The organism is Mesorhizobium sp. M0772 (assembly GCF_040320135.1).
In the GTDB taxonomy this organism is placed as follows: domain Bacteria; phylum Pseudomonadota; class Alphaproteobacteria; order Rhizobiales; family Rhizobiaceae; genus Mesorhizobium.
In genome coordinates, this window is sequence record NZ_JAMYPB010000013.1 from 23,935 (window position 1) to 47,457 (window position 23,523).

The following is a 23,523-nucleotide window of genomic DNA, read 5'->3' on the forward strand; positions in this document are numbered from 1 at the left end:
AGCCATGGTCCGCCATCTAAAGCCCTAGGGCTGCAAGACCATCGACCGTTTCGACCGTGATAGGCTGCACAGCGTCCACGATGATGGTGCCGGTTTTGAAGTCAGGGTGAACGACACCCAGACCTTCGATCGTCATGCCGTCGGTGATTTCACCGCCGCCCGCCAGAAAATCAGCCATCGTTACGAATACTTTGCCCGCTTCCAGAGGATTCCACATATAGCCGCCGTCAATAATGCCGGATTTGAGCATTGCGCTGCCTTGGCTAGGCGAGAATGAACCGACAAGAACCACCTTGTCACCAAGCTTCTGCTCCTCGATCGCGCGTCCGGCGCCGATCGGTCCCTGACTGCCGAACGTCAGGAAGCCGCCGAGGTCAGGATTGGCGGCAAGCACATCCAGAGCCGTCTTTCGGCTGTCATCGGCGCTCTCGGCGACGCCATATCTGTCGCCAACCATCTGCATGTCGGGAAAGTTCTTCTTCAGGTAGGCGATTGCAGCATCGGCCCAGGCATTGTGTGCGGGCACAGTAAGAGAACCTACGTACACCACGTACTTGCCTTTGCCGCCCATTTTCTCGGCAAATAGCTTGGCATGGGCCTCACCGAAACCAACGGCCGAGACCATTTCGAAGTCCCAATCAGCGTTCACCTGGTTTGGCGATTCATGGGTTATGACCTTGATGCCCGTGTCGCGCGCCTTTTTTAGAACCGGCTCGAGAACGTTTGCATCATTCGGCACGACGCCAATTACGCTGACGCCCTGAGCTATCAGGTCTTCGATCGCGCGGACCTGAAGTGCCGGGTCGGCGCTGGTCGGCCCGACCATGAAGCCGTCGTCGCCAAGCTCTTTCGACTTTTCCTTTATTCCCGTTTCCATGGCATTGAACCAGGGAATGCCGCCGATCTTCACGACGACTCCAACCTTGACGTCCTTCGCCAGCGCAGCATCCATTGCGGCGACCGAAAGGGCTGCGCCGAACGCTGCCGCGAGTATAGTTTTTGCTAACATTTAATTCCTCCCTGATTGACGAGTTTTTGGGTTGCCTATTGCCCATGTCGGCTTTGTTTGGCGCACCCCTTTGTGCCCGACGGCATTGACGCACTCGGCGCCGCATTCCTCCCAGAACGCGCCATAAAAGACTTTGAATGCCGGCCGGTCAAGGTGCTAAATAGATTTAGCAAGGCGGTCACGCCACCAGCGTCTAAAAACATTTCTCGATTGATGTAAACGATCCGCCCTTTCGCACTCAGGCTGCACCCGTAGAAACGACATGCGATCCCCCGCGAGCCTTGGGTGGAGGCGGTGCTACCCAGATCCGAGGTGCTGATGAACGGAGTTGAACTTCTGCAACGATGTCTCGTGACAAAGAATTGCTAGTGGTCGATGCTCGATTTGGATGCCGAATCCCAATCTTCTTGGGCGCCGTCATGCTCTCCGGTTCGCCCAAAGCTGGTCGGTACGGTCACCAGCGGAAAGTGGTCTATCGAATAATTCTCCAGAAGCGAAAATCCTTCAGCAATCATCACCTCGACATTCTGTCGGACCATGGTCACATCGAAGGGCAAATGCGCCGCGAATGGATCCCAGTCGAAGCTTCCGACAACAACCCGTCCAAGCTCACTTGAGGCTAGCGTCGAAGTGAACCGCAATGTTCCTTCAAGAGCGGTCACGCCGTTGACGAACATACCTGAGGGCAGATGCCCAAGCTGAGCGTATCGTGCAGCGAGAGACCGAGCAGCGTTGGTCGGTGCGTATCCGCAGCAGTCAATCGTGCCCGGGCCCGTAACAATCCCATGCGCTGCCAGCGCATCGTGAAAACCCAGCAAACGGCTACGTGTTGCGTCATCATCGCTGACCCCGCCAAAGAAGAAGAGATCTTCGGTGGAGCCCCCTCGTTCTTTCAATTTCTGAACAATGATCTCTGTGAGCGCCTTGGCGCCCCCGTAGTTGTCAGAAACAACTGAGGGAGCCCGGCGGCCTGGCAGATCGATGTTGATGCACCGGACGCCCGCTGCCCGGCACAGATCATTCAGCGGATCGGGGTCACGAACGCCCGCAAGGAAGAGAAATTCCACCTGCTGAGCCAGCAGGGTTTCCGTCACACTCAACTCGTTATCAGGATTGCGATGGGTGCTGACGACGATCGGGCACAAGCGGTGGACGCGGGATTCCGCTTCAAAGGCTTCGGCCAATCCGGCGAAGAAGCGATTGCGGTAATGTGGCAAGATCATTCCAGCGAGCCCGGATCGGGAAAGCCGCAATCCTCGTGCCTTGAGGTTGACAGCATAGCCAAGCCGCTCAGCCCAATCGAGGATGGTCGCTGCGGTTTCCGCCTTGATCCGGTGCTGTTGCCACGAGCCATTGAGGACGAGACTAACCGCTGTCGGGGACAACTTTGCCGCCACCGCGATGTCATAAATCGTTGACTTGCGTCGGACAGACTTTCTCGCCATTCGTGACGCTCCTACTAGCAGATGCAGTAGACGCTAGTGCGGGGTCAAGGCAACATCTCTAAATTGCGTCAAACGGTTTGGAGGAGCGACCCCACGGAAGGACGTGGCCTCTCGTGCCTCCGGTCCGGTCTCCCTGATTGTCTCGATCGTTGCAATGACAGCGCCAGGGAAATCGGCAGATTTGGGATTTTCCGTGAAGCTTCGTTCAGCGTCACTGGAGACACCAACCCCAGTGTTTCGGCTTTGGTCTCCCCGATGATCAATCACCTTGCAAAGGTCGACGAGAAGTTTCGATCAGTTTGGAGCCCACGGTTGGCGATGGTCGGGCGCACGCGTCACGATCGAGTCCTCCGTTTCAATAGCGGGAAGATGAAAGTTTTGGGTTTCTGAGTCTCTATCTGGCCCCAAAAGGGTGCTGCCGGATGCGCCTTCGTCTCCGGGCGTTGTTTGCGTACTTGGCCGAGGTGCCCTTGCTTGGCAAGTTCCTTCCGCGACAAGGGTCTGCTCGACAGCATTTTCGTCGCTATTGCCAATGCGGAGCCCCGGAGGATCAAAACCGGTTAGCAGCATGATGCCGACGGTTCAGAGCAAGCGACTCAGATTCCCGATTTGCTCAGAGTCCCCCGGCCTGTGGCTCTCCGTGCAGCGGGCCTTGAGCGTCTGGCTCGACCTTTTTGAAAGCTCGCCTCCAATCGCTGGACGAGTTTGGCGGCAAGGCTAGTCGTCTCCATCGGTGTTATGATCGATGCCAGGGAGGCCGCCTGGACCATGGCGTGAACTCATTGCCGTATGCTGGCAGTGCGAGGCAATTAACTGACTGCACAAGATGTAGGTGCATTCGTGGATCAAATTTCCAGATAGCCAAACAGCGCGCGTATCTCGATTAGGTGACAAGGAGTTGCGAAAGCTATGTTCGCAGTTTGAGAATCGTCCGATATGCCGCACAACGATGCCGGCAAGACGAGCCGAGAATGATCTGACGCAATGTTCAGATCCAAGAAGGACGGTTACCTGTGACCCAGAAAGGAATCACACTAAAGGACGTTGCCGCAGCGGCTAAGGTGTCGCGCGCCACGGCCGCGCGGGCGCTCAACAGCTATGGTTACGTTGGCGACGAGACGGCGCTCCGCGTGGTTGAGGCAGCCGAAAGGCTGGGCTATCGGGCCAACCTCGTCGCGCAGGCGCTGCGCAGCGGACAATTGCCGATCATAGGCTTCGTGCCCGGCGATATCCAGAATCCGTTCTTCGCCCGAATCGCGCACGACATAGAGGTGGAACTGCGCAAGCACCGCCACAATCTTCTGATTGCCAGCAGCGAGGAGAATGTAGAACAGGAAAAAGAACTGCTTGAGAGCCTTCGCTCGCTCAGCATTCGCGGCTTCATCCTTGCCCCAACGTCTGCAACCGACAGCCAGCATATTGTGCAACTGGCCCGCGAAGGCGCACCGATCGTGCTCATCGACCGCGTGGTAAAGGACCTGCAATGCGACAGCGTCGTCGTCGACAACGAGGGCGGGGCACGCGAGGCAGTGGACTATCTGGTTGGCAACGGTCACCACCGGATCGGTCTTTTGCGCGACGAGTCACGCATCTTTACGGCACAGGAACGCTTGGCTGGCTACGAAAACTCGCTCCACTCGCATGGGATCGCAATCGATGAAGCGCTCATCGGCGTATCGCGCTCGACCGTCGAGCACGCCATCGAAGCCACGATCCGCCTGTTCAGCCGGCACAATCGCCCCACCGCACTGTTCACGGTGGACAGCCTCATGACGCAAGGCGCGCTTCTTGGCCTGCGTTCAATGGGGCTCTCGATTCCGCATGACGTGTCGGTGGTTGGCTTCGATGACTTCAACCTCGCCACGTTCACCGATCCGCAGATAACGGTCGTGGCGCAACCCATCTCCGAGATCGGACCGCTCGCCGCCAGATATCTGCTGGAGCGGCTTGCCGGCAAAAAGGTTGCACCGCGCCGTACCCGATTTCAGACCCGCTTGATCGTACGCGGATCGGTTGCCCGGCGCGCTGTGCGCTAGGAGCAAACCCCTCGATTTCGGAGAATTTCGTCTAAAGGACTTGCCATTGGCGAAATTGCGTGCCCATTATTGCTTGTGAGATCGATCTCACATTGGAAAAACGAGCTAGACGGCCCACCGACGCCTAAGGCGGGCTAGAGGCCTGTAACATGCGAAATACAAGGAAAACGTCATGCTGAACTTCGATAGGGACCGCTTCGTGAAGATCCAAAGCGGGGCCGTCGCCGTCGCAGGTGAGGTTCGCTCACTGATGCGCACACTGCTGGCAGATGGCGTCGAGCGGCTGTTTTTCATGGGCACCGGCGGCGTGCAGCTTCTAACCTTGCCCGCGATCGAGTTGGCGCAGCGCTGTTCCACCTTCCCGGTGAGCGGTGCCTATCCGGCGCAGGTCGTGATCGATCCGCCCGCCGGTCTCGACAGCAAGGCCGTGGTGGTCATCCCGTCCTTGTCGGGCACGACCAAGGAAGGCGTCGAGCTCATGGCCTTTCTGAAAAAACGTGGTGTGCGCACGATTTCGCTCACCGGCCATTCGGATACGCCAATCGCACGGGAGGCTGACCACAATTTCACGAACTTCGCCGAAGACGACACCTCGTCGGAATCCTTCTACCTGCAGACGCTGCTGATCGTCCTGGCCCTGCTGGAAGAGCGCGGCGAATATGATGATTTTCATGGCACTGTCGCCGAACTCAAACTGCTGCCGGATCTGCTTGCCGACGCCAAGGCTGCCTTTGAGGACAGGGCGGCCGAACTGGCCCAGACAATCAAGGACGATACCTATCACATCTTCACCGGCGCCGGCTCGGTGTGGCCGGAGGCACACTATTACGGCATGTGCATCCTCGAAGAGATGCAGTGGATTCGCACCCGCCCGGTGCACGCCGCCGACTTCTTCCACGGTACGCTCGAGTTGGTCGAGCCGGGCGTCAGCGTTTTCGTGTTCAAGGGCGAAGATGCCCTTCGGCCCCTGGCCGACCGGGTCGAGAACTTCGCCAAGCGCTACACGGACCGCGTTCGCACGCTGGACGCGGCCTCGGTCAAGTTGCCGGGCATCTCCGCAAAGGTCCGCGGCATGATCTCGCCGGTTCTGCTCGCCACCTTGCTCGAGCGGCTGAGCGCCCATCTCGAGGTGCTGCGCAACCACCCGCTGACCACCCGTCGCTACTACAAACGCGTGGAATATTGATCCCCTCTTACCTCTGAAGGAGCTATCCATGAAACGTTCGCTGCAAGTCGTGGCGGTCACGGTGGCCGCGGTATCATCATTGGGGTTGTCGATAAGCGGCAGTTCCGCCGCTTCGCCGGCTGTCACGGCCGACCCAAACGCCAAGGTGGAATACACCGGCACGCTTTCGGTCCTGACCAAGTTCGGGCTGCAACAGCTGTCGCCCTATTTCGTCAGCCTGGCACAGGCCTATGAGAAGCTCCATCCGGATGTGAAGGTCGAACTTATCCAGGAGAGCGACGACAGCGTGAAGGGCAAGACCAAGACGCTGGTCGCTTCCAACTCGCTGCCCGATATCTATTTCTCCTGGACAGGCAGCTGGGGTGGCAATTTCGTGCGCGGCAATCGCGCCGTTGATCTCACGCCCGTCATTGGTCCCGATACCGAGTGGGGCAAGTCGCTGTCTCCGGCCGCCGTCAAGGCGTTCGAATACAACGGCAAGTTCTATGGCATTCCGCTTTACCAGGATGCCAAGTTCATGGGTTACAACAAGCAGATCTTCGCCAAGCTCGGCCTCAAGGCACCCGCCACTTTCGAGGAATTGCTGACCAGCTGCGACGCCATCCGCAAATCCGGCGTGACACCGATCTCCTTCGGCAACAAGGAGGCCTGGCCGGCAATCCACTTTGCAGGCCAGCTGCTCGCCTACAACGTGCCGCAGGCAGCGCTGGAACGCGACTTCGATCCGGCCACCGCCCAATACACCGACCCAGGCTATATCGCAGCACTCAAGCAGTTCAGCCAGCTTGTCGAGCGCTGCACCGATGGCGCCGGCGTCAACGGCACATCCTATGCCTCGGCTCTCCAGGCCTTCACCAACGCGCAGTCGGCCATGTACTACCAGGAGATCATCGAGTTCGATCAGGCCGCCACGCCGGAGTCGGCGTTAAAGCCCGCCGATTTCGGATTCTTCCGGCTGCCGGTGCCCGCCGGCGCCAAGGGTGACGCCAGGTCGATCGAGGGCGCGCCGGAGGGCTACATGATCAATGCGGCATCGAAGAACATCCCGCTGGCGATCGATTTCATGAAGTTCGTGACTTCGAAGGAAAATGCGCAGGTGCTGTCTGCGCCACCCTATGGCCAGCCGAGCGCCACCATCGGCGGCGCCTCGGAATCGAACATGAGCGCGGCTGTGGTCGACGGCCTCAAGGATATCAACGCCGCCTCATACCTCATGCCCTGGCTGGATACGGCCAACCCACCGCGCGTCGCCGCCGTCTGGCTGTCCAGCCTGCAGGCGCTAGCGGGCGGCTCGATGACGCCCGAGCAAGTGATGGACGAGGTGCGCAAAGCCGCATCCGCGGCCAAATAAGGCATACCAAATGGCAAGGGTCTCGGAAACAGTGGACAGCGGCGCCGATATTCGCGGCGTCGCCAAGCCGCAACGGCCAAAGAGCCGGCGGGCGCGCTTCGCCAACCTGTTGTCATTGCGATGGGCGGCGATCGCGCTCATCCTCATCGGCTGGTTCGTCTATTATCCGATCGTCGACAATTTCATCGTCAGCACCACCGACCAGGACATCTACACCGGCGAGGTCACCAATGTCGGCCTCGCCAATTACGACCGGCTGCTGCATGACCCGGTCGTGCTGCTGGCGCTGTGGAACAACTGCCTCTACGCTTTCATCTCCGTCATCTTCCAGGTCTTCGGCGCGTTCCTGCTGGCGGCCATCATCGAGGACCTGAAAAGCGAAAGCTGGCGCCGGCTGTGGCGCGCCGTCTATTTCGTGCCGTCGGCAATCTCGATCACAGTGACGGGCCTGCTGTTTTATTTCATCTACCAGCCGCAGATCGGCTTGCTGGATGCCGCGCTCAGCCGTGTTGGACTGAGCCAGCTCGTCATGCCTTGGCTCGGCAATGAGCACACCGCCATCTATGCCATCATCGCCATGAGCCAATGGCAGGGTTTTGGCTATTCGACGCTGCTGTTCGCCATCGCCATCCAGAAGATCCCGCGCGACCTCTACGATGCCGCAACGATCGACGGCGCGGGTCCGCTTCGCCGCCTGTGGAGCATCACCTTTCCGCTCACCCGGGAAATGACGGGGTTGATGATCATCGTCACCATCACGGGCGCGTTCCAGGTGTTCAACGAGGTTATGGTGATGACCGCAGGCGGGCCCAACAACAGCAGCCAGGTGCTGGGCACGTGGCTCTACCAGAAGGCCTTCATCGAGGACAATTTCGGCTATGGCGCGGCGATCGCCGCCGTCATCTTCATGTTGACCATGCTCACAGGTGCGGCACAGCTCTGGTACACCAAGCGCCGCCGGGTGCAGCTATGAGTGCGATGGTCGCAGCCGGTCGCAGCCGGAACGTCAATGTGTGGTCGGTCATCGCCAGGACATTGCTCTATTCGTTCCTGGTCTGCCTTGGTGTCGTCGTCATCTATCCGCTGATCTGGATGGCGCTGAGCGGCTTCAAGGACAATGCGCAGATCTTCGGCGATCCCTTCGCCCTGCCCACCCATTGGTCGTGGAACAATTACATGCAGGCATGGAACCAGGGCGTGCGTGGCTACGTGACAGTCTCGGTGCTGGTGACCGTCGCTTCGGCCATATGCACCGTCCTGATCAGCGCCTGGACGGCCTTCGGCCTGACCCGCACCAGGATGCCGGCAAAGCCGCTGGTTATTGCCATCGTTCTGGGCGGCTTGATGCTGAGCCCCACCGTGGCGATCATTCCACTGGTGAAGATGTTGCAGGCGCTCGGTCTCTACAACACCTACTGGGCGCTGATCATTCTCTACACGGCGTTCCGTGTGCCGTTCACCACCTTCCTCATCCGCGCCTACATGCTGGATCTGCCTGAAGACATCGACGAGGCGGCGACGATGGATGGCGCCAGCGAGGGTCAGATCTTCTGGCGCATCACCTTGCCGCTGTGCCGGCCGATCATCATTTCCTGCGTCATCCTGCACGTCCTGTTCGCCTGGAACGAATATCTCTTCGCCATGATCTTCACGAGCGGCTCGGATGTGCAGACGCTGCCGGTCGGACTGACGTCGATCATGGCAACGCACGGGACCAACTATGCCGTGGTGTTCGCGGCCATGACGATCTCGGCGCTGCCTATCGTGATCGTGTTCTTTGCCGCGCAACGCTACTTCATCCGTGGCTTGGCCGAAGGCATCGGCAAATAACAATTCCCGAAAGGAGCCTTCATGCCGCAGCTCGCTGCTCATCAGCTGATCGGAGCCAATTTCAGCTTCCAGCACTTCCCCTTCGATGAGGTCGCCAGGACGATCCGAGGCTTTGGCCTGCGCGAGATCGAGCTGTGGGGGATTGCGCAGCATCTGGACCTGTTCCACGCCACGGACGCACGTGTCGAATCCGTTCGCCGGGTACTCGCCGGCAACGAGCTGTCGGCCTGGTGCTTTACGCCTGAGCAGGTGTTGTATCCAATCAACATTGCCTCCGGCGACGCCGCACTGCGCCAGGACAGCATCGAGCGGTTTTGCCGTGCAGCCGACATCTGCGCGGCGCTTGGCGCCCGCTATCTCTTCCTGACGCCCGGCCGGGGCTACGAGAGCGAACCCCGGCAACCGGCATGGGACCGCGCGGTCGGTTCGATCGGCGAGATCGCCCGGCGCGCCGCCGCAAACGGGGTGCGCTGCCTGCTCGAGCCGTTGCAGCGGTTCGAGAGCAACCTCGTCAATGATGCGGCAGGCCTGCGCCAAATGCTGGACGAGGTGGGCGCTGAAAACATCGACGTCGTGCTCGACACTGTCGCCATGGCCACGGCCGGCGACACCGTGGCCGGCTATGTCGACCTGTTCGGCTCGCGTCTGGCGCATGTCCATCTGGTCGACGGCACACCAGGCGGGCATCTGGTGTGGGGGGATGGTACGCTGCCGCTCGGCCACTATGTCAGCGAGCTCGCGCGCCTGGGCTATGCCGGAAAGTTCACCTTCGAGCCGTTCGGCAACGGCTCCTACGCGCTCGATCCGGTAAAAGCCTGGACACGCTGCCTTGGCGCCATCGCGCCCTATATCGATCGCGCAACGGTGCCGGCATGAGGTCGAAGAAGCTTATCGCGGTCGGGGACAATTGCCTCGATGCCTATTTGACCAACAACTTGATGACGGTGGGCGGCAATGCCTTGAATGTCGCGGCGCAATGGCGGCGCAACGGCTGGTCCGCGCGCTATTTCGGCGCCGTCGGGAACGATCCCGAAGGCGACGTGGTGCTTGCCGAACTGCAAGGTGCCGGCCTATCCCCGGACGACGTCGAACGGCGTCCCGGCGATACGGCCGTCACCTTGCTGCGCGATGAATCCGGCGACCGGAAGTTCCTGCACGAATCCTTCGGTGTGGGTGAAAACTACATGCCGGCGCCCGCGCATTATGCGGTCATCGCCGCGGCCGACTGGGTGCATCTCGGCACCAACGCCAACAAGCACCTTGTTCAACGATTGGTGGCGGACCATGTGCCGTTCAGCATCGATCTATCGACCGCCCATATGGCGCTGCCGCTCGACGGTGTGCCGCTTTTGTTTGCGTCCGGACCGGACGATGTCGATGTTCCCATCGAGCCATCGCTGGGCGCGCTCAGGGCGGCCGGCGCAAGGCAGGTAGTTTTGACCTGTGGTCGACGCGGCTCCTACTTCGACGATGGCACGAATGTCGTGCATGCGCCGGCGACGCTTGTCGATGTCGTGGATACGTGTGGCGCCGGCGACAGTTTCATTGCCACTTTCCTCGCCGGCTTCCATTTCGGCGGCCTCGGCGCCCTGGAGGCATTGCACAGGGCGTCGATCGCGGCGGCGCAGACCTGCACCCATCTTGGCGGGTTTCCCCAGAGATCGCGTCCGATACCCGATTGGCTGCCAGCCAAATATGCCAGCTTCATTGTCGATGCGCAGGGAGCCCAAGCGTGAGTACACTTCGTTTGCGGCAGCCTGCGGTCGCGCTTGCATCTGACCAGTCGTTTTGGCTGCAGGACATTGCTGCCGCCCCTGCGACCGAGCCATTGCGAGGCGACGAGCGCGCCGACGTGGTGATCGTCGGTGGCGGCTATACCGGTCTGTGGACGGCGCTGCGGATCCTTGAACTGGCGCCGCAAACGCGGGTGGTCATCCTTGAAGCCGATCTGTGCGGATCGGGGGCCTCGGGGCGCAACGGCGGTCAGGTCCATTCATGGTTCGCCGAAATCGACCAGATCAGTGCGGTCGTCGGTCTCGAGGAAGCGCGCCTGCTGTGCGCCGACACGGTGGCATCGATCGCGGAGCTGAAGACGCTGCAGCAAAACGGCACCACAGACATGGACCTGAGGCTGGACGGATGGTTGTGGACAGCAAGCTCCATTGCGCAGGAAGGCGCTTGGGAGACCGCCGTGGCCTTGACGGCGGCTGTTGGAGAAAACCGTTTCAGCCCGCTGACAGCCGAGGACATTCAACGCCGCACCGGTTCATCGGCCTCCTATGTCGGCGTGGTCGAGACCACTGCCGGCACGGTCCATCCTGCCAAACTTGCCATCGGATTGCGCAAGTTGGCACTGGCACGCGGCGTCATCATCCATGAGCGCAGCCCGGTCCTCGCCATCGAACCCGGCATGACATGCACGGTGCGCACGGCGCATGGCGCGGTACGGGCTGACAAAATCGTGCTTGCCGCCAACGCCTGGCTTTCGGCGCTGCCGGAACTGCGACGGCATCTTTATGTGGTCGGCAGCGAGGTGATTGCCACTGCCGCCGTCCCCGAACTGCTCGACAGCATCGGCTGGCGCGACGGTGCCTCGATCTGCGATTCCCAGGCCCAGGTGCTCTACTACCAGCGCACCATCGGGGGCAGGGTGGTCTTCGGTCGTGGCAGCGGCAACGTCGCCTTCAGTGGAAATTTCGGCGCCAGCTTCAACCGCAGCCCGGAGCACGGCCGCGACAATATGCGAGAGCTGCATCGGGTCTACCCGTCGCTGCGCGGTGTGGCGATCGAATATGACTGGTCGGGGCCGATCGACTGCGTGCCTGAACACGTTCCTGTCTTCGACCACCTGCGCGATTATCCCAATATCTTCTACGGCATGGGATTCAACGGCAGCGGCATCGCGCAGACGCCGATAGCCGGACGCATTCTGGCGAGCCTGGTGCTCGAGCGAAAGGATCGCTGGAGCGAAAGCGGTCTGGTCGGCATCGAGCGGCGCATGTCGCTGCCGCCCGAGCCGTTGCGATATCTCGGCGCCAGACTTGTCCGCGCCGCGGTGCGCCGCAAGAACGAGGCCGAGATCCGCAACCGAAACGCCGGCAGGATCACCAGTCTTCTGGCGGCCCTGAAGCCAGGCAGGCGCAAGAAGTAGCCGGGCATCTCGCTCATCGTCACGCTCTTCAAACCATGAGCCGGCACGTGCCGTCCCGATGACGGTGGACGCGGCATTGCGATCAGGGTGTTTGCTGGGTTGATCGACGTACATTCTTAAAGCGGAGTGCGTCGACCTTGTTCTAACGTATTCATGTGGGCCGTACCGCCGTCAGGCCTATGCTTGGCGCACTTGCGGCTTTCCATCCGAGGGCGGGCCAACGGATCCGCGTGCAATGATGGCGGTCGGCAAAACGAGCCTTTCCGCCGGGCGGGAATCTCCCTTCAATCGCCGGATGAGCAATTCCGCGACGCTCTTGCCAAGCGCGTAGACGGGCTGGTCGATAACGGTGATGGGCGGCGTGGTGACGCTCGTCCAGTCCGCATCATGGAAAGTGATGAGCGAAATGTCGTCGGGAACCCGCAGGCCGCGCTCGCGGGTCACCTTGAAGATCTCCAGCGCAATGACGCTGTCGGAGGCGAGGATCGCCGTCGGCCGATCCGGCGCCGACAGCATCTCGCCGGCAACCCTGCGCGTTTCGGTGGGGCTTGTCGCGCCAAGGCGAACAAAGCGTTCTGGCCGATCAAGTCCGGCCTCTCGGCACACGGTGAGGAAACCGTCGATGCGCTCACGGACCGACGAGGTGTAGATCTGCCCGAGATCGCGGTACTCGCGCCCTTCGGCGTCGACCGCGGTTACATAGGCAATGTTGCGGTGGCCGGCATCCGCTAGAAAGCGGGTCGCCAGCATGGCGATGCCGCGATCGTCGGTCGTGACCGTATCGACATCCAGATCTGCCAGCGCCCTATCCAGCAGGGCAAGCGGTCGGCCCGAGCGGTGGATATCGCGCAGGTGCGCGATGTCGCGCGATTCCGACGGCGTGACGATCAGCCCGTCGACGCGCTTGCCGATGAGCAGTTTCACGGCCGCCTTTTCCGCCTCGATCTTCTCGCCGGAATTGGCCAGGATGACGTTGAACCCGGCTGCCTTTGCCGCGTCGCTGATGCCGCGTACCGCGAGGCTGAAGAACGGGTTCTCGATATCGCCGACAACCACGCCGATGATGCCGGAGCGGCCGGTCGTCATGCTGCGGGCGAGCTCGTTCGCACGATAGTCCAAGGCCTTGGCCGCGGCCATGACTTCCGCGCGGATCATGTCGCTGACGACGCCGTATCCGCCGAGCACGCGCGCGGCTGTCGCTTTCGAAACATTGGCCGCACGGGCGACGTCGCTGACCGTTATCGACGGGGTCTTGGGGGCGGTTCTTTTCATCGGATGACGACTACAAGAGTTGTTGACGGGAGGTCAACGTGGCGATAACGATTAGCAAAGAGACCGGTCTCACGCCAATATGAGACCGGTCTCTTTAAAAGGAGTGGAGCCGAGAGGCGTGACGGACCGTGATTTCGGCAAGGGCATGTCGGCGCGCCAGATGGCGGCTCGACGCAAATACCAAGAAGAACAGACCTTCAGAGTGGAGAAAGACATGAGCAGCAAAGAAATTCTCAAGTCGTTGATGTGCCCGGTCAGAACCGGCGCAATGGCTCTTATGGCGATGTGCGTCGGCGCTGGGCTGGTTTCAGGAGCGGCCGCCGCGGATGACAATCCCTATGGCCTCATTGATGCGAAGGTCATCAGCGTCGGAACCATGGGCGATGCCAAACCCTACGCTTTCACCCAGGCCGATGGGTCGTTCACCGGCTTCGACATCGAATTGTTCCGCAACGTCGCGAGCCGCCTTGGATTCAAGACCGACCAGGTGATCTTCACCGGCCAGGAATTCTCGGCGCTTATGCCTTCGGTTGCAAACGAGCGCTTCGATGTCGCGGTCGCGGCAATCGGCACGACGGAAGCACGCAAGAAGACCGTCGACTTTTCCGACGGGTATATCGCAGGCTATCTCTCCGTGCTTACCGCCGACAAGTCGATCACGGCGGCGGACGGGCTCAAGGGCAAACGTCTCGGCGTCGTGCAAGGCACGCTCCAGGAAATCTACGCGGCGAAGAATTTTGTCGGAACCGATCTCGTCAGATTCCCCGACAACAACTCCGCCGTTTCAGCGCTTAACAACGGAACCGTGGATGCCCACTTCCTCGATTACGAGGCTGCCAAGGACTATGGCCTTCGCTATCCGAACCTGAAGATCGCGGTCAATATTCCTTCCTTTGACGCGCCGGCCGGCTTCGTCCTGCGCAAGGGCAACGACAAGCTCCGCAATGCGCTGAACACCGCCCTTCACGCGGCCATGCAGGACGGCACCTGGAAAACGCTTTATGAAAAGTGGTTCCCCGGCTCGCCGATGCCCGACCAGTATCTTCCCAAGAAGTAGACCGTACCCGGCCGCTGGCTTTCATGCCGGCGGCCGGATTACGCCGCCGTCCTTGATGCGGACGATGTGAATAGCGCAACCAAAAGGGGGGCGAATGAACTGGCTCGAAAACCTGCGGCGCAGTTTCCTCGACTGGCAGGCCATGGCGGACGTGCTGCCCAGCATGATCACCATCGGATTGAAGAACACCTTGATCCTCGCCGCCGCGTCGACGGTGCTGGGTGTCATCCTCGGCATGATCCTAGCGGTCATGGGCATCTCGCAATCGCGCTGGCTGCGCATTCCGGCGCGGGTCTACACGGATATATTCCGTGGGCTGCCGGCGATCGTCACCATCCTGCTGATAGGCCAGGGCTTTGCCCGCATCGGCCGTGAAATCTTCGGCCCTTCGCCCTTTCCGCTCGGCATTCTTGCGCTGAGCCTGATCGCCGGCGCCTATATCGGCGAAATCTTCCGCTCGGGCATCCAGAGCGTCGAGCGCGGGCAGATGGAGGCCTGCAGGGCGCTCAGCATGAGCTACGGCCAAGGCATGCGCCTGATCGTGATACCGCAAGGCATCCGCCGCGTCTTGCCGGCCCTCGTCAACCAGTTCATCGGCAACGTCAAGGATTCAAGCCTTGTCTACTTCCTCGGTCTGCTCGCCTCGGAGCGCGAGATTTTCCGTGTCGGTCAGGACCAGGCAGTGGTCACTGGAAACCTGTCGCCATTGCTTCTGGCCGGCGTGTTCTATCTCGTCATCACCGTGCCGTTGACCCATGTGGTCAACTACATCGACAACTCGCTGCGGGTCGGAAAGCAAAAGGCCGGCCTCGTCATCAGCGGCCTGGCCGAAGTGAGCGAACTGGAGGGCGCCACCGGCAGTGCACCTTCGGAGGCCGGCTCTGATGCCCGCTCAGCGCTGCCCCGCTTCAAGGGCGGCAGTCTCGCCATCACCGATCTCGACATGGCCTATGGCGACCTCGATGTTCTCAAAGGCGTCAGCCTGGCAGTCAAGCCTGGCACGGTCACATGCGTGATCGGCCCATCAGGTTCGGGCAAGTCGACCCTGCTGCGCTGCCTCAACCGCCTGGTCGAGCCCAAGGGCGGTGAGGTGTTGCTCGATGGTGCGAGCATCCTGGCGATGAAGCCTGAAAAACTGCGCCGGCGTGTCGGGATGGTTTTCCAGCAGTTCAATCTGTTTCCCGACCACACCGCGCTCGAAAACGTCATGCTGTCGCTGACCAAGGTAAAGGGGCTCCCTGTACAGGAAGCTGAGCGCATCGCCGAGGCGCGCCTTGCCGACGTCGGGCTTGCGACCCGCAAACACCATCGTCCAGGGAGCCTTTCCGGTGGCCAGCAGCAGCGTGTGGCAATCGCTCGTGCATTGGCGATGGACCCGGAGGTCATCTTGTTCGATGAGGTAACAAGCGCACTCGATCCCGAACTGGTGAAGGGCGTGCTCAACCTCATGGCGGATCTCGGCCGGCGCGGCATGACAATGGTCGTGGTGACACATGAAATGGGCTTCGCCCGCAAGGTCGCCGATCAGGTCGTCTTCATGGATGAAGGCCGCATCATCGAGGCCGGCACGCCTGCCGCGATTTTCGACACGCCGAAAAGCCCACGTCTGAAGCACTTCCTTGCCGAAGTGCTTTGATCACGCATGAGCCCTTCAAGACGGCCGCCCAAACCAACCTCCACCAGTGAAAGATATCTCATGGCTGCATCACATCAGGTTTCCAAGGTCGTTGTCGTCGGCGGCGGCATTTTTGGCGTCTCCTCGGCCGTTCATCTTGCAAGGCTCGGCATCGAGACCGTGCTGGTCAATGATGGACCGCTCGCCAAGGGAGCTTCCGGCCGCTCGCTCGCCTGGATCAATTCGGCGCGCAGGCGCTCGGCTGAATATCATCGCCTGCGCATGATCGGTATCGACCGCTACCGCAGTTTGTCGGCGCGATGCCCGGATGCCGCCTGGCTGCGTTTCGACGGTGGCCTGACGTGGGATGCGGACGATGCCTCAAACGAGATCGCCGATGTCTTCGCTCACGAAAAACGTCTCGGCTATGATGCGCAGCATCTGTCCGCGGACGCCATAAGGTTGGTCACGCCGGGTGTCTGCGCAAGCGCTGTCACGCCTCAAGGCGCGATCTTCAACGCGGGTGAGGGCTGGGTCGACCTGCCGTCGCTGATCGAAATATTGATCGCGGAATTCGTGGAGCGGGGCGGCCAGGTGGTCACCGAGGCCGGAAGCGCTACCGTCACCGTCGCCAACGGCCGCGCCACCGGCGTCACCACCACCAGCGGGGTCAGCTTCGCCGCCAATGCGGTGCTTCTGGCGACCGGTGCGGATGTGCCGCGAATGGTTGCCGTGGCCGGTCAGCGTATTGCCGATGGGACACCAATCGCGCTGCTGGTCAGGACCAAGCCAGTCGACTTGCCGCTACGCGCCGTGCTCAACACGCCGCGTGTCGCCATCCGGCCGACGCCTGATGGCGCCCTCGCGCTCGATTCTGCCTGGTCGGAAGAACAGGTGGTAGTCAATCCGGACGGGACTTATCGCGTAAAAGCATCGACCATCCAGGGGCTTCTCGACGAAGCGTCGAATGTTCTCGACGGTCATCCGAAATTGGAATTGGAGAGCTACGGTGTCGGGCCCAAGCCAATCCCCGGAGACGGCGAGCCGGTCTTCGGCCAGTTGCGGGAGATCGAGGGGTATTACGTCGCCTTCAGCCACAGCGGCGCAACACTTGGCTTGATTGCCGGCGAACTGCTTGCAACCGAGATCGCCACCGGAACAGAGCACCCACTCCTTGCAAGCTTTCGACCGTCTCGATTTTCACTTTAGCCCGCCAATTCGCCTCGGAATGGGATGTAATGTGGCATGCTTGGAGTTTCGCTAGCCGAGACGGCGGCCGCCTGGCCGCTTACGCGCACCGAACCTGACACAGCGAATATGTTCCGGAACATTTTCTCCACGTTGAAGTTGGACAGCGCCAGGACCGTCTTTCGTCCAAGCTCAACCAGCGCTGAGAAATTCCATGACCAACCAACACCCCAAGACTAAACAGCCCACGGACAAGGATCTGCGAGACAACCCGGGAATCGGCACCTCGAAGGGCGCGGTCAAGGGCGGCGATATGCTCGACGAGAACGATGCTCTCGATGGGGACAATACGTTCGAAGGCGATGTCCAGAACGATGTGACGCCTCAGGGCGGCATCAACCCTGACCAGACCGGACGCACGAACAAGTAGGAGGCACCTTGCCATGGCCGGCCGGAAGACCCACGAGCAGCAGCTGCGCATCATCGAAAAGCGCGAGAACACCAGCAATGCCGGCGACGATTTCAATGCCGAGGATGAGCTGAAGAGAACCAAGCAGGAGCGCGAGGCGCGGCAAGGCGGCGCCAATCTGCGCGACGAGGGCGTGGAATTGACCGACAAGGATGATCGCCAGATGATTCGCGGCGAAAACCAGGAGAGCGAGCACCACAAGCGCAGGCAGGACGACTAAGCCTGTCGTCTTTAAGGCTATCGAGGAGCCATGCCAGACTACCGGCACGCCAGGCACCGCATGGTCGAAGCGCACATCGCCCGCCGCGGTGTGCGCGACGAACGAGTCCTTTCGCCACTGAGGCGGAATCCCGCGCGGGAAATTCGTCGACGAGGGGTGCGAGGAGTTCGCCTATGGGGACGGTGCGGGCGGCGTTGCGCTCTGGCTATAGGGACCTGCGAAGACGCGACCTGAACATCGGCCAGCTCTGCCGCGAGCGCTTTTGGCGATCAGGCAGCCTCGGCCACTACGTGCAATCCTCGGCCTCGCAGCAGTTCGATGCCTTCGTCTGGTTCGATCGCACCTCGCCTGTTCAGCCGCTAACTGCCGAACACGCCTCATCGAGGGTAATACCTGACACGTTTCCCTTGGGCACCTGAGTAGGCGGCATTGCCTTCGGGCACGGAACATCTCACCGACTTTCTGGTTAGGCAGGCCGGATGAAGGGAGCTTTGCGCATGGCCACTAATTTGGAAGACGGCAAGACCGCTCAATCTTCCGACCAGTTGCATGGCGGCAATCGCGGCGGCAACAAAGACCAGCGTAAGACTGACAAGACCGCGAACAAGAGCAGCCAGGCGGCGGGATCCGCATCGCGGTAAGGACTGAGACATGCCGACCGCCGCGGACATCCTCATCGAGACGCTGATCGACTGGAACGTCGATATCATCTTTGGCCTGCCGGGCGACGGCATCAATGGCATCATGGAGGCGCTGCGCGGGCGGCAGGACCGCATCCGCTTCATTCAGGTGCGGCACGAGGAATCCGCGGCGTTCATGGCGTGCGCCTACTCAAAATGGACAGGCAAGCTCGGTGTCTGCCTCGCAACTTCCGGCCCTGGCGGCACACACCTCCTGACGGGACTCTACGATGCCAAGCTCGACCAAGCGCCGGTGCTCGCCATTACCGGCATGCAGTTCCACGACCTTATCGAGACCTTCACCCAGCAGGATGTCGACTTGACGCGCGTCTTCAGCGATGTCGCCGTCTTCAACGCGCAGGTCTCCGACGCGGCGCATATGGAAAGCCTGGCCGGTCTCGCCTGCAGGTCGGCGCTGGCACGTCGCGGCGTTGCGCATCTGTCGATCGCCAGCGATGTGCAGGAGCACACGCTCGACCAGGCCAAGCGCTCGAAGCGCAACAAACCGTCGCATACGCCGGATCGTTGGTTCGAAGGAAGCAGGCTTCCCGACGAAGAACAACTTGCGAAAGCCGCCGAGATCCTGAACGGGGCGACAAAGGTCGCGATCCTCGCCGGTCGGGGCGCGCTTGGTGCCAGGCACGAGTTGGAAGAGACGGCGGAGCTGCTTGGTGCCCCCGTCGCAAAGGCCTTGCTCGGTAAGGCTGCCTTGCCCGACGATCACCCGCTGACGACCGGCGGCATCGGGATTCTCGGCACGCTGCCGTCGCAGGAAATCATGGAGGAATGTGACGCGCTGCTCGTCGTCGGCTCGACCTTTCCCTACATCGAATACTACCCGAAGCCGGGACAGGCGCGCGGGGTGCAGATCGAGCGCGACCCGCAGCGCATCGGCCTGCGCTATCCCGTTGAGGCCGGCCTTGCCGGCGATGCCGCCGTGACGCTGCGACTGCTGAACAAGCGCCTGAAGCGCAAGGATGATCGCAGCTTCCTCGAGAAGGCGCAGGCGGGCATGCGACGCTGGCGCGAGATGATGGCGCAGTCGGAGCAAAAGGCCGCCACTTCGCTCAAGCCCCAGGTGGTTACACGCGCATTTGGGAAACGATTGCCCGATGATGCGATCCTGGTTGCCGATTCCGGCCAGAACACCGAGATGGCGGCCCGCCATATCGAGCTGCGTGACGGGCAGGCCTTCGGCGTCTCGGGCGCGCTGGCCTCGATGGCATGCGGACTGCCCTACGCGATCGCCGCGGGCCTGGCCTTTCCCGGCCGGCCGGTCTTCGCGGTCGTCGGCGACGGCGGTCTCGCGATGCAGCTCGGAGAGTTCTCGACGGCAGTTCGGTACCGGGTCCCACTCAAGGTGCTCGTGCTCAAGAACGGCATGCTCAATCAGATCGCCTGGGAGCAGATGATGTTCCTCGGTAACCCGCAATTCGCCTGCGAACTCCAGCCCATCGACTTCGCCATGGCCGCCGAAGCCATGGGCGGCATCGGCTACAGCGTCTCTCGCGCCGAGGAGGTGGAAGGTGTTCTCGACGCTGCCCTGGCTGCTGAGGGTCCGGTGGTCATCGAGGCCGTGGTCGACCCGTACGAACCGATGATGCCACCGAAGATGCCACCGGATTATGCGAAAAATTTCCGCAAGGCGCTACCGGACACTCCCGGACGCGCGGAAATCGAGGCGAATGTGGCGCAAGAGCCGCTGAGGTCGATGATTACCGCCGGCGAGAAAGACTGACGACACGCAAGAAGGAGCACGAGTTGAACAAGACCGACAGCGGCACCGCAAATCGCAGTTCGCCGGACCTCATGGGCGGCGACCAAGCGTGCAAGGCCGAGGAATGGGGCGGTGGCTCGAAAGCCGCCAAGGGACCAATCACGGAACCGGATCGACACAACCGCAACTCCAGCCAAAAAAGGAGCTGACATGCAGGATGCCCAGCAGAAATATCCTCAGCCGCCGCTTCCCGAACAGCAGCAGGACATGCCCGGCTACACCGACGAGATGGATCCACGGCCCGACCACGGAGAGGAGAGCTATCGCGGCAGCGGTAAGCTGACGGACCGCGTCGCGCTGATCACCGGCGCGGACTCGGGCATCGGCCGGGCGGTGGCTATCGCGTTTGCACGCGAAGGCGCCGACGTCATGATCTCCTATCTTGAAGAGGACGAAGATGCGCAGGAGACGGCGCGCTTGGTCGAGGAAGCGGGGCGCAAGGCGGTGCTCGCACCCGGCGACATCTCGGACGAAATCTTCGCGCGGTCGCTTGTGCAGCGAGCTATCGATGAATGCGGGCGCCTGGACATCCTCGTCAACAATGCAGCCCACCAGGCGTCGTTCGAGAAGCTGGAGGACATCAGCGCGGAGGAATGGGATCTCACCTTTCGCACCAATGTCTATGCGATGTTCTATCTGTCCCAGGAAGCAGTGAAGCACATGGAACCCGGCTCGACCATCATCAACACATCCTCAATCAACGCGACCAGTCCCTCGCCGGCACTGCTTGCCTACGCCACTACCAAAGGAGCGATCGCCAACTTCACCGCCGGACTTGCAGGACTGGTAGCTGAACGCGGCATTCGGGTAAACGCGGTCGCTCCCGGGCCGATTTGGACGCCGCTGATCCCGTCGACAATGCCCTCTGAGAAGGTCAAGGAGTTCGGGAAGAACACACCGCTCAAGCGTCCCGGGCAACCGGCAGAGCTTGCAGCGACCTATGTGCTGCTTGCCTCGGAAGGATCGAGCTACACCACCGGCGCACTCTACGAGGTCACCGGTGGACGGCCGATGCTTTGAGCAAGCGTACCTGCCAGCTCCACGGCGCCCACTCCCCGTAGCACACCGACATGTGGCGAGGCTCATGCCGATCAGGATCGCGGACAACCGCCACGTCCGCAAACTGGTCGAGGCGCATGCCGAAGCCTCCCACCAGGCCCTGAGCCGGAGGTTGGTAGACGGGAAGCTGACTTCATTCCGGGTTCACCGGAGCGTCAGGTTTCGGGGGGGCAAACGCTGGGTGAATGTCCCTGATAGGCGCATTGCAGCCATGCCGCCGTCGCGTTGTGAGACTGATTTGGCGACCAGCAAAACAGCAGCCTCTACGACTCGTCCCTCTCGTCGCGCAAATTAGACACAACGCGGCGGTTCTGCGACCTGCAGGCGGAGTCGGGGCAGTCGCGGACGAGCCTGTCCTTGCCGTAGCCCTTGGCCCACATGCGGTTCCGGTCTATGCCGCCGGCGGCGAGGTAGTCCATCACCGCATCGGCGCGCTGCTGCGACAGCGCCGTTTCGCTTGCGCCGGGATCGTCGGCGAAACCCTGCAGCTTGAGCAGCCAGCGCGGATGCTTTGTCAACCAGGCGATCTGGGTGTCGAGGGTGGCCTTGGCGACAGAATCGAGCGCGGCCGAACCTTTCGTGAAATAGGTGCGGCGGCCGACATTGAGGATAAAATCCTCCTCGCTTCCCGGCTGCACGTTCTGGAAGCCGGCAATCTCGGCGTTGGTGACGTCGGGCGTGGACGGGGCCAGCGTGTTGCTGGTCGAGCAGGATGCGGCCACAACCAGCAGGCCGGCTGCGAGCAGCCGGCACGTGTTTTCAATCATGCGGTTCATGATGCGCCAATCATTCGACAGTGGTGGAAGCGGGCGCCTGGTCGGCGATGTGCGGCAGGACCTCCACCGCGGTGCCGATCGGGCACCGCTGGTAGAGGTCGATGATGTCTTCGGGGAACATGCGGATGCAGCCGCTGGAAGCGTCGGTGCCGATGCTCCATGGCTCCAGCGTGCCATGCAGGCGGTAGCCGATGTCGGCGCCGTCGCGGTACAGATAGAGCGCGCGCGGCCCGAGCGGATTGTTGGACGCGCCGCCTGCGATCATGGGCGGTAAGTCCGGTTTGCGCTCACGCATTTCGGGGGGCGGGACCCATTGCGGCCACAGCGCGCGGCGATCGATCGTCGCGCGGCCGTACCATTTGAAGCCTTCCTTGCCGACGCCGACGCCGTAGCGGATGGCAGTCTTGTTTTCCATGATGAGGTAGAGGAAGTGGTGGCGGGTATCGACCACGACGGTGCCGACCGGCTCGCTGCTGAAATACTTGACGATCTGGCGATGCCATCTCTTGTCGATCTTGGCGAAGTTGGTCTTGCGATAGACGAAATCGTTATCGCTGGCGGTACCGGCGAAAAAGGATTTTGCCGCCGCGGCTTGAACAATATTGCCGGTTCCACCGACCGCGACCAGCGCCAGACCGCCGAGCACGACACCCCTGCGTGATAAAACCATCGGCAATCCCCCATGCCTTAAGCCTGGCGAACCATAGTTGAGAATGATTTCGGCTCAAAGTGGAAAAATGCTGCAGTGGGTGGGCCGCAAGCGGTCTGTCCGCTTGACGGCAAAATAGCGATTGCCCGCCGGCTCACGCCGGCGGGCTTTTTTGTGCGGACGGGAACATCCTCGCTCCAAGGGTGTTTTGTCACACCCGGCTCGTTCTTCATCGGTCGTGCCGGTGACCAAGATGTCCCCTCATTCATCATGGTCGGCCCGCGCAGCCTTGACCGCACGCGCGGGCCATCCCATCACAAGGCCCGCTGGCTCACGCTGGCGGGTTTTTCCGCGTCCATGCGCCGACACTCATCTTCGCATGCCTGTCACAACGAGCCAGGCGGATTCCAGTATCCGCACGCGGCGAGGAGGACTTGCGACATGCCTCGCTGCGGGATTTTCGCGATGAGTCTACCTGGCTCCCGCTGAACGCCATGGCCTGACGACCGGGCGCGTTGGACGACCTTCAAGTCGAAAAGCCCGCGGCAATCGCACCTTAGGCGAAGAGGCTTTGCTTTGTTGATGCAGTTGTCATCGCATCAATCGTGGGTAGCAACGCGGTTGTTGCGTGTTGTTGGAGAGATGGGGTTTCCCGAAAAGAATGAACATGCGCAGACAAAAGAAGCGAGCAGGATGGCCGTGAGTACATCTGCCAAATATCTATTACCTCATATGCGCTCGCTCCTCGGAAGG

22 protein-coding genes are annotated in these 23,523 nt (G+C 61.4%); 17 read left to right on the forward strand and 5 right to left on the reverse strand.

All coding sequences use genetic code 11. The features are described from left to right. Positions 1-16: 16 nt before the first annotated feature. The gene (locus NKI06_RS11650; RefSeq protein WP_023740513.1) at positions 17-1,009 is read right to left on the reverse strand and encodes a substrate-binding domain-containing protein; all 993 of its coding nucleotides are present in this window, start codon (positions 1,007-1,009) and stop codon (positions 17-19) included. Positions 1,010-1,374: 365 nt separating this feature from the next. Further along, positions 1,375-2,454 (reverse strand): LacI family DNA-binding transcriptional regulator, encoded by a 1,080-nt coding sequence (locus NKI06_RS11655; protein WP_023667744.1) that lies wholly within the window; start codon positions 2,452-2,454, stop codon positions 1,375-1,377. Between the two features lie 1,013 nt (positions 2,455-3,467). On the opposite strand from NKI06_RS11655, the gene NKI06_RS11660 reads away from it, so the two are divergent. The 8 genes from NKI06_RS11660 to NKI06_RS11695 all read left to right on the forward strand — a co-directional run bounded on the left by NKI06_RS11660 (position 3,468) and on the right by NKI06_RS11695 (position 12,008). After that, entirely contained in the window at positions 3,468-4,490 is a 1,023-nt protein-coding gene (locus tag NKI06_RS11660; RefSeq protein WP_031209049.1) for a LacI family DNA-binding transcriptional regulator, read from the forward strand. A 172-nt stretch (positions 4,491-4,662) separates the two neighbouring features. Next, a complete protein-coding gene (locus tag NKI06_RS11665) occupies positions 4,663-5,676 on the forward strand; it encodes an SIS domain-containing protein (RefSeq protein ID WP_352985355.1) in 1,014 nt (337 codons plus the stop codon). Positions 5,677-5,704: 28 nt separating this feature from the next. Further along, positions 5,705-7,027 carry an ABC transporter substrate-binding protein gene (locus NKI06_RS11670; protein WP_023740516.1) on the forward strand — a complete coding sequence of 441 codons (1,323 nt, stop codon included), beginning with the start codon at positions 5,705-5,707 and terminating at the stop codon, positions 7,025-7,027. A gap of 10 nt (positions 7,028-7,037) precedes the next feature. Further along, the gene (locus NKI06_RS11675; RefSeq protein ID WP_352985356.1) at positions 7,038-8,000 is read left to right on the forward strand and encodes a carbohydrate ABC transporter permease; all 963 of its coding nucleotides are present in this window, start codon (positions 7,038-7,040) and stop codon (positions 7,998-8,000) included. After that, positions 7,997-8,857 (forward strand): carbohydrate ABC transporter permease, encoded by an 861-nt coding sequence (locus NKI06_RS11680; protein ID WP_352985358.1) that lies wholly within the window; start codon positions 7,997-7,999, stop codon positions 8,855-8,857. The genes NKI06_RS11675 and NKI06_RS11680 overlap by 4 nt, the downstream gene beginning before the upstream one ends. Positions 8,858-8,878: 21 nt before the next feature. Further along, the gene (locus NKI06_RS11685; protein ID WP_352985361.1) at positions 8,879-9,733 is read left to right on the forward strand and encodes a sugar phosphate isomerase/epimerase family protein; all 855 of its coding nucleotides are present in this window, start codon (positions 8,879-8,881) and stop codon (positions 9,731-9,733) included. Further along, positions 9,730-10,593: a PfkB family carbohydrate kinase gene (locus NKI06_RS11690; protein ID WP_352985363.1), complete on the forward strand. Its 864-nt coding sequence runs from the start codon at positions 9,730-9,732 to the stop codon at positions 10,591-10,593. Before NKI06_RS11685 ends, NKI06_RS11690 begins: the two co-directional genes overlap by 4 nt. After that, positions 10,590-12,008: an NAD(P)/FAD-dependent oxidoreductase gene (locus NKI06_RS11695; protein ID WP_352985365.1), complete on the forward strand. Its 1,419-nt coding sequence runs from the start codon at positions 10,590-10,592 to the stop codon at positions 12,006-12,008. Before NKI06_RS11690 ends, NKI06_RS11695 begins: the two co-directional genes overlap by 4 nt. A gap of 177 nt (positions 12,009-12,185) precedes the next feature. Here the strand turns inward: NKI06_RS11695 and NKI06_RS11700 are convergent, their stop codons facing one another. Next, on the reverse strand, positions 12,186-13,280 hold the full coding sequence (locus NKI06_RS11700; RefSeq protein WP_352985367.1) for a LacI family DNA-binding transcriptional regulator: 1,095 nt from the start codon (positions 13,278-13,280) through the stop codon (positions 12,186-12,188). 214 nt (positions 13,281-13,494) lie between these two features. On the opposite strand from NKI06_RS11700, the gene NKI06_RS11705 reads away from it, so the two are divergent. From NKI06_RS11705 to NKI06_RS11745, 9 genes are all read left to right on the forward strand, one after another. Then, positions 13,495-14,337, forward strand: a complete 843-nt coding sequence (locus tag NKI06_RS11705; protein WP_352985433.1) for an ABC transporter substrate-binding protein — start codon at positions 13,495-13,497, stop codon at positions 14,335-14,337. Positions 14,338-14,431: 94 nt separating this feature from the next. Beyond that, positions 14,432-15,973, forward strand: a complete 1,542-nt coding sequence (locus tag NKI06_RS11710) for an amino acid ABC transporter permease/ATP-binding protein (RefSeq protein WP_023667755.1) — start codon at positions 14,432-14,434, stop codon at positions 15,971-15,973. A gap of 60 nt (positions 15,974-16,033) precedes the next feature. Then, positions 16,034-17,161, forward strand: coding sequence for an NAD(P)/FAD-dependent oxidoreductase (locus NKI06_RS11715; protein ID WP_023682771.1), 1,128 nt, complete (start codon positions 16,034-16,036; stop codon positions 17,159-17,161). 193 nt (positions 17,162-17,354) lie between these two features. Further along, entirely contained in the window at positions 17,355-17,570 is a 216-nt protein-coding gene (locus NKI06_RS11720) for a hypothetical protein (protein WP_023732308.1), read from the forward strand. 13 nt (positions 17,571-17,583) lie between these two features. After that, a complete protein-coding gene (locus NKI06_RS11725; protein WP_023699894.1) occupies positions 17,584-17,829 on the forward strand; it encodes a hypothetical protein in 246 nt (81 codons plus the stop codon). A gap of 479 nt (positions 17,830-18,308) precedes the next feature. Next, a complete protein-coding gene (locus tag NKI06_RS11730) occupies positions 18,309-18,470 on the forward strand; it encodes a hypothetical protein (protein ID WP_023695157.1) in 162 nt (53 codons plus the stop codon). Positions 18,471-18,480: 10 nt separating this feature from the next. After that, the gene (locus NKI06_RS11735) at positions 18,481-20,247 is read left to right on the forward strand and encodes a thiamine pyrophosphate-dependent enzyme (RefSeq protein ID WP_352985370.1); all 1,767 of its coding nucleotides are present in this window, start codon (positions 18,481-18,483) and stop codon (positions 20,245-20,247) included. Between the two features lie 23 nt (positions 20,248-20,270). Continuing rightward, positions 20,271-20,435, forward strand: coding sequence for a hypothetical protein (locus tag NKI06_RS11740; RefSeq protein WP_023695159.1), 165 nt, complete (start codon positions 20,271-20,273; stop codon positions 20,433-20,435). A 1-nt stretch (position 20,436) separates the two neighbouring features. Beyond that, positions 20,437-21,306, forward strand: coding sequence for an SDR family oxidoreductase (locus NKI06_RS11745; protein ID WP_023815136.1), 870 nt, complete (start codon positions 20,437-20,439; stop codon positions 21,304-21,306). 302 nt (positions 21,307-21,608) lie between these two features. Here the strand turns inward: NKI06_RS11745 and NKI06_RS11750 are convergent, their stop codons facing one another. Further along, positions 21,609-22,121 carry an OmpA family protein gene (locus NKI06_RS11750; protein ID WP_023686887.1) on the reverse strand — a complete coding sequence of 171 codons (513 nt, stop codon included), beginning with the start codon at positions 22,119-22,121 and terminating at the stop codon, positions 21,609-21,611. A 10-nt stretch (positions 22,122-22,131) separates the two neighbouring features. Continuing rightward, on the reverse strand, positions 22,132-22,791 hold the full coding sequence (locus NKI06_RS11755) for a L,D-transpeptidase (RefSeq protein ID WP_023686888.1): 660 nt from the start codon (positions 22,789-22,791) through the stop codon (positions 22,132-22,134). Positions 22,792-23,523 lie beyond the last annotated feature (732 nt).

Bases quoted from the DNA above. Each gene is read 5' to 3' on its own strand.
- NKI06_RS11650 (WP_023740513.1), bottom strand. From the start codon at position 1,009: ATGTTAGCAAAAACTATACTCGCGGCAGCGTTCGGCGCAGCCCTTTCG.
- NKI06_RS11655 (WP_023667744.1), bottom strand. From the start codon at position 2,454: ATGGCGAGAAAGTCTGTCCGACGCAAGTCAACGATTTATGACATCGCG.
- NKI06_RS11665 (WP_352985355.1), top strand. From the start codon at position 4,663: ATGCTGAACTTCGATAGGGACCGCTTCGTGAAGATCCAAAGCGGGGCC.
- NKI06_RS11670 (WP_023740516.1), top strand. From the start codon at position 5,705: ATGAAACGTTCGCTGCAAGTCGTGGCGGTCACGGTGGCCGCGGTATCA.
- NKI06_RS11675 (WP_352985356.1), top strand. From the start codon at position 7,038: ATGGCAAGGGTCTCGGAAACAGTGGACAGCGGCGCCGATATTCGCGGC.
- NKI06_RS11680 (WP_352985358.1), top strand. From the start codon at position 7,997: ATGAGTGCGATGGTCGCAGCCGGTCGCAGCCGGAACGTCAATGTGTGG.
- NKI06_RS11685 (WP_352985361.1), top strand. From the start codon at position 8,879: ATGCCGCAGCTCGCTGCTCATCAGCTGATCGGAGCCAATTTCAGCTTC.
- NKI06_RS11690 (WP_352985363.1), top strand. From the start codon at position 9,730: ATGAGGTCGAAGAAGCTTATCGCGGTCGGGGACAATTGCCTCGATGCC.
- NKI06_RS11700 (WP_352985367.1), bottom strand. From the start codon at position 13,280: ATGAAAAGAACCGCCCCCAAGACCCCGTCGATAACGGTCAGCGACGTC.
- NKI06_RS11705 (WP_352985433.1), top strand. From the start codon at position 13,495: ATGAGCAGCAAAGAAATTCTCAAGTCGTTGATGTGCCCGGTCAGAACC.
- NKI06_RS11710 (WP_023667755.1), top strand. From the start codon at position 14,432: ATGAACTGGCTCGAAAACCTGCGGCGCAGTTTCCTCGACTGGCAGGCC.
- NKI06_RS11715 (WP_023682771.1), top strand. From the start codon at position 16,034: ATGGCTGCATCACATCAGGTTTCCAAGGTCGTTGTCGTCGGCGGCGGC.
- NKI06_RS11720 (WP_023732308.1), top strand. From the start codon at position 17,355: ATGACCAACCAACACCCCAAGACTAAACAGCCCACGGACAAGGATCTG.
- NKI06_RS11725 (WP_023699894.1), top strand. From the start codon at position 17,584: ATGGCCGGCCGGAAGACCCACGAGCAGCAGCTGCGCATCATCGAAAAG.
- NKI06_RS11730 (WP_023695157.1), top strand. From the start codon at position 18,309: ATGAAGGGAGCTTTGCGCATGGCCACTAATTTGGAAGACGGCAAGACC.
- NKI06_RS11735 (WP_352985370.1), top strand. From the start codon at position 18,481: ATGCCGACCGCCGCGGACATCCTCATCGAGACGCTGATCGACTGGAAC.
- NKI06_RS11745 (WP_023815136.1), top strand. From the start codon at position 20,437: ATGCAGGATGCCCAGCAGAAATATCCTCAGCCGCCGCTTCCCGAACAG.
- NKI06_RS11750 (WP_023686887.1), bottom strand. From the start codon at position 22,121: ATGAACCGCATGATTGAAAACACGTGCCGGCTGCTCGCAGCCGGCCTG.
- NKI06_RS11755 (WP_023686888.1), bottom strand. From the start codon at position 22,791: ATGGTTTTATCACGCAGGGGTGTCGTGCTCGGCGGTCTGGCGCTGGTC.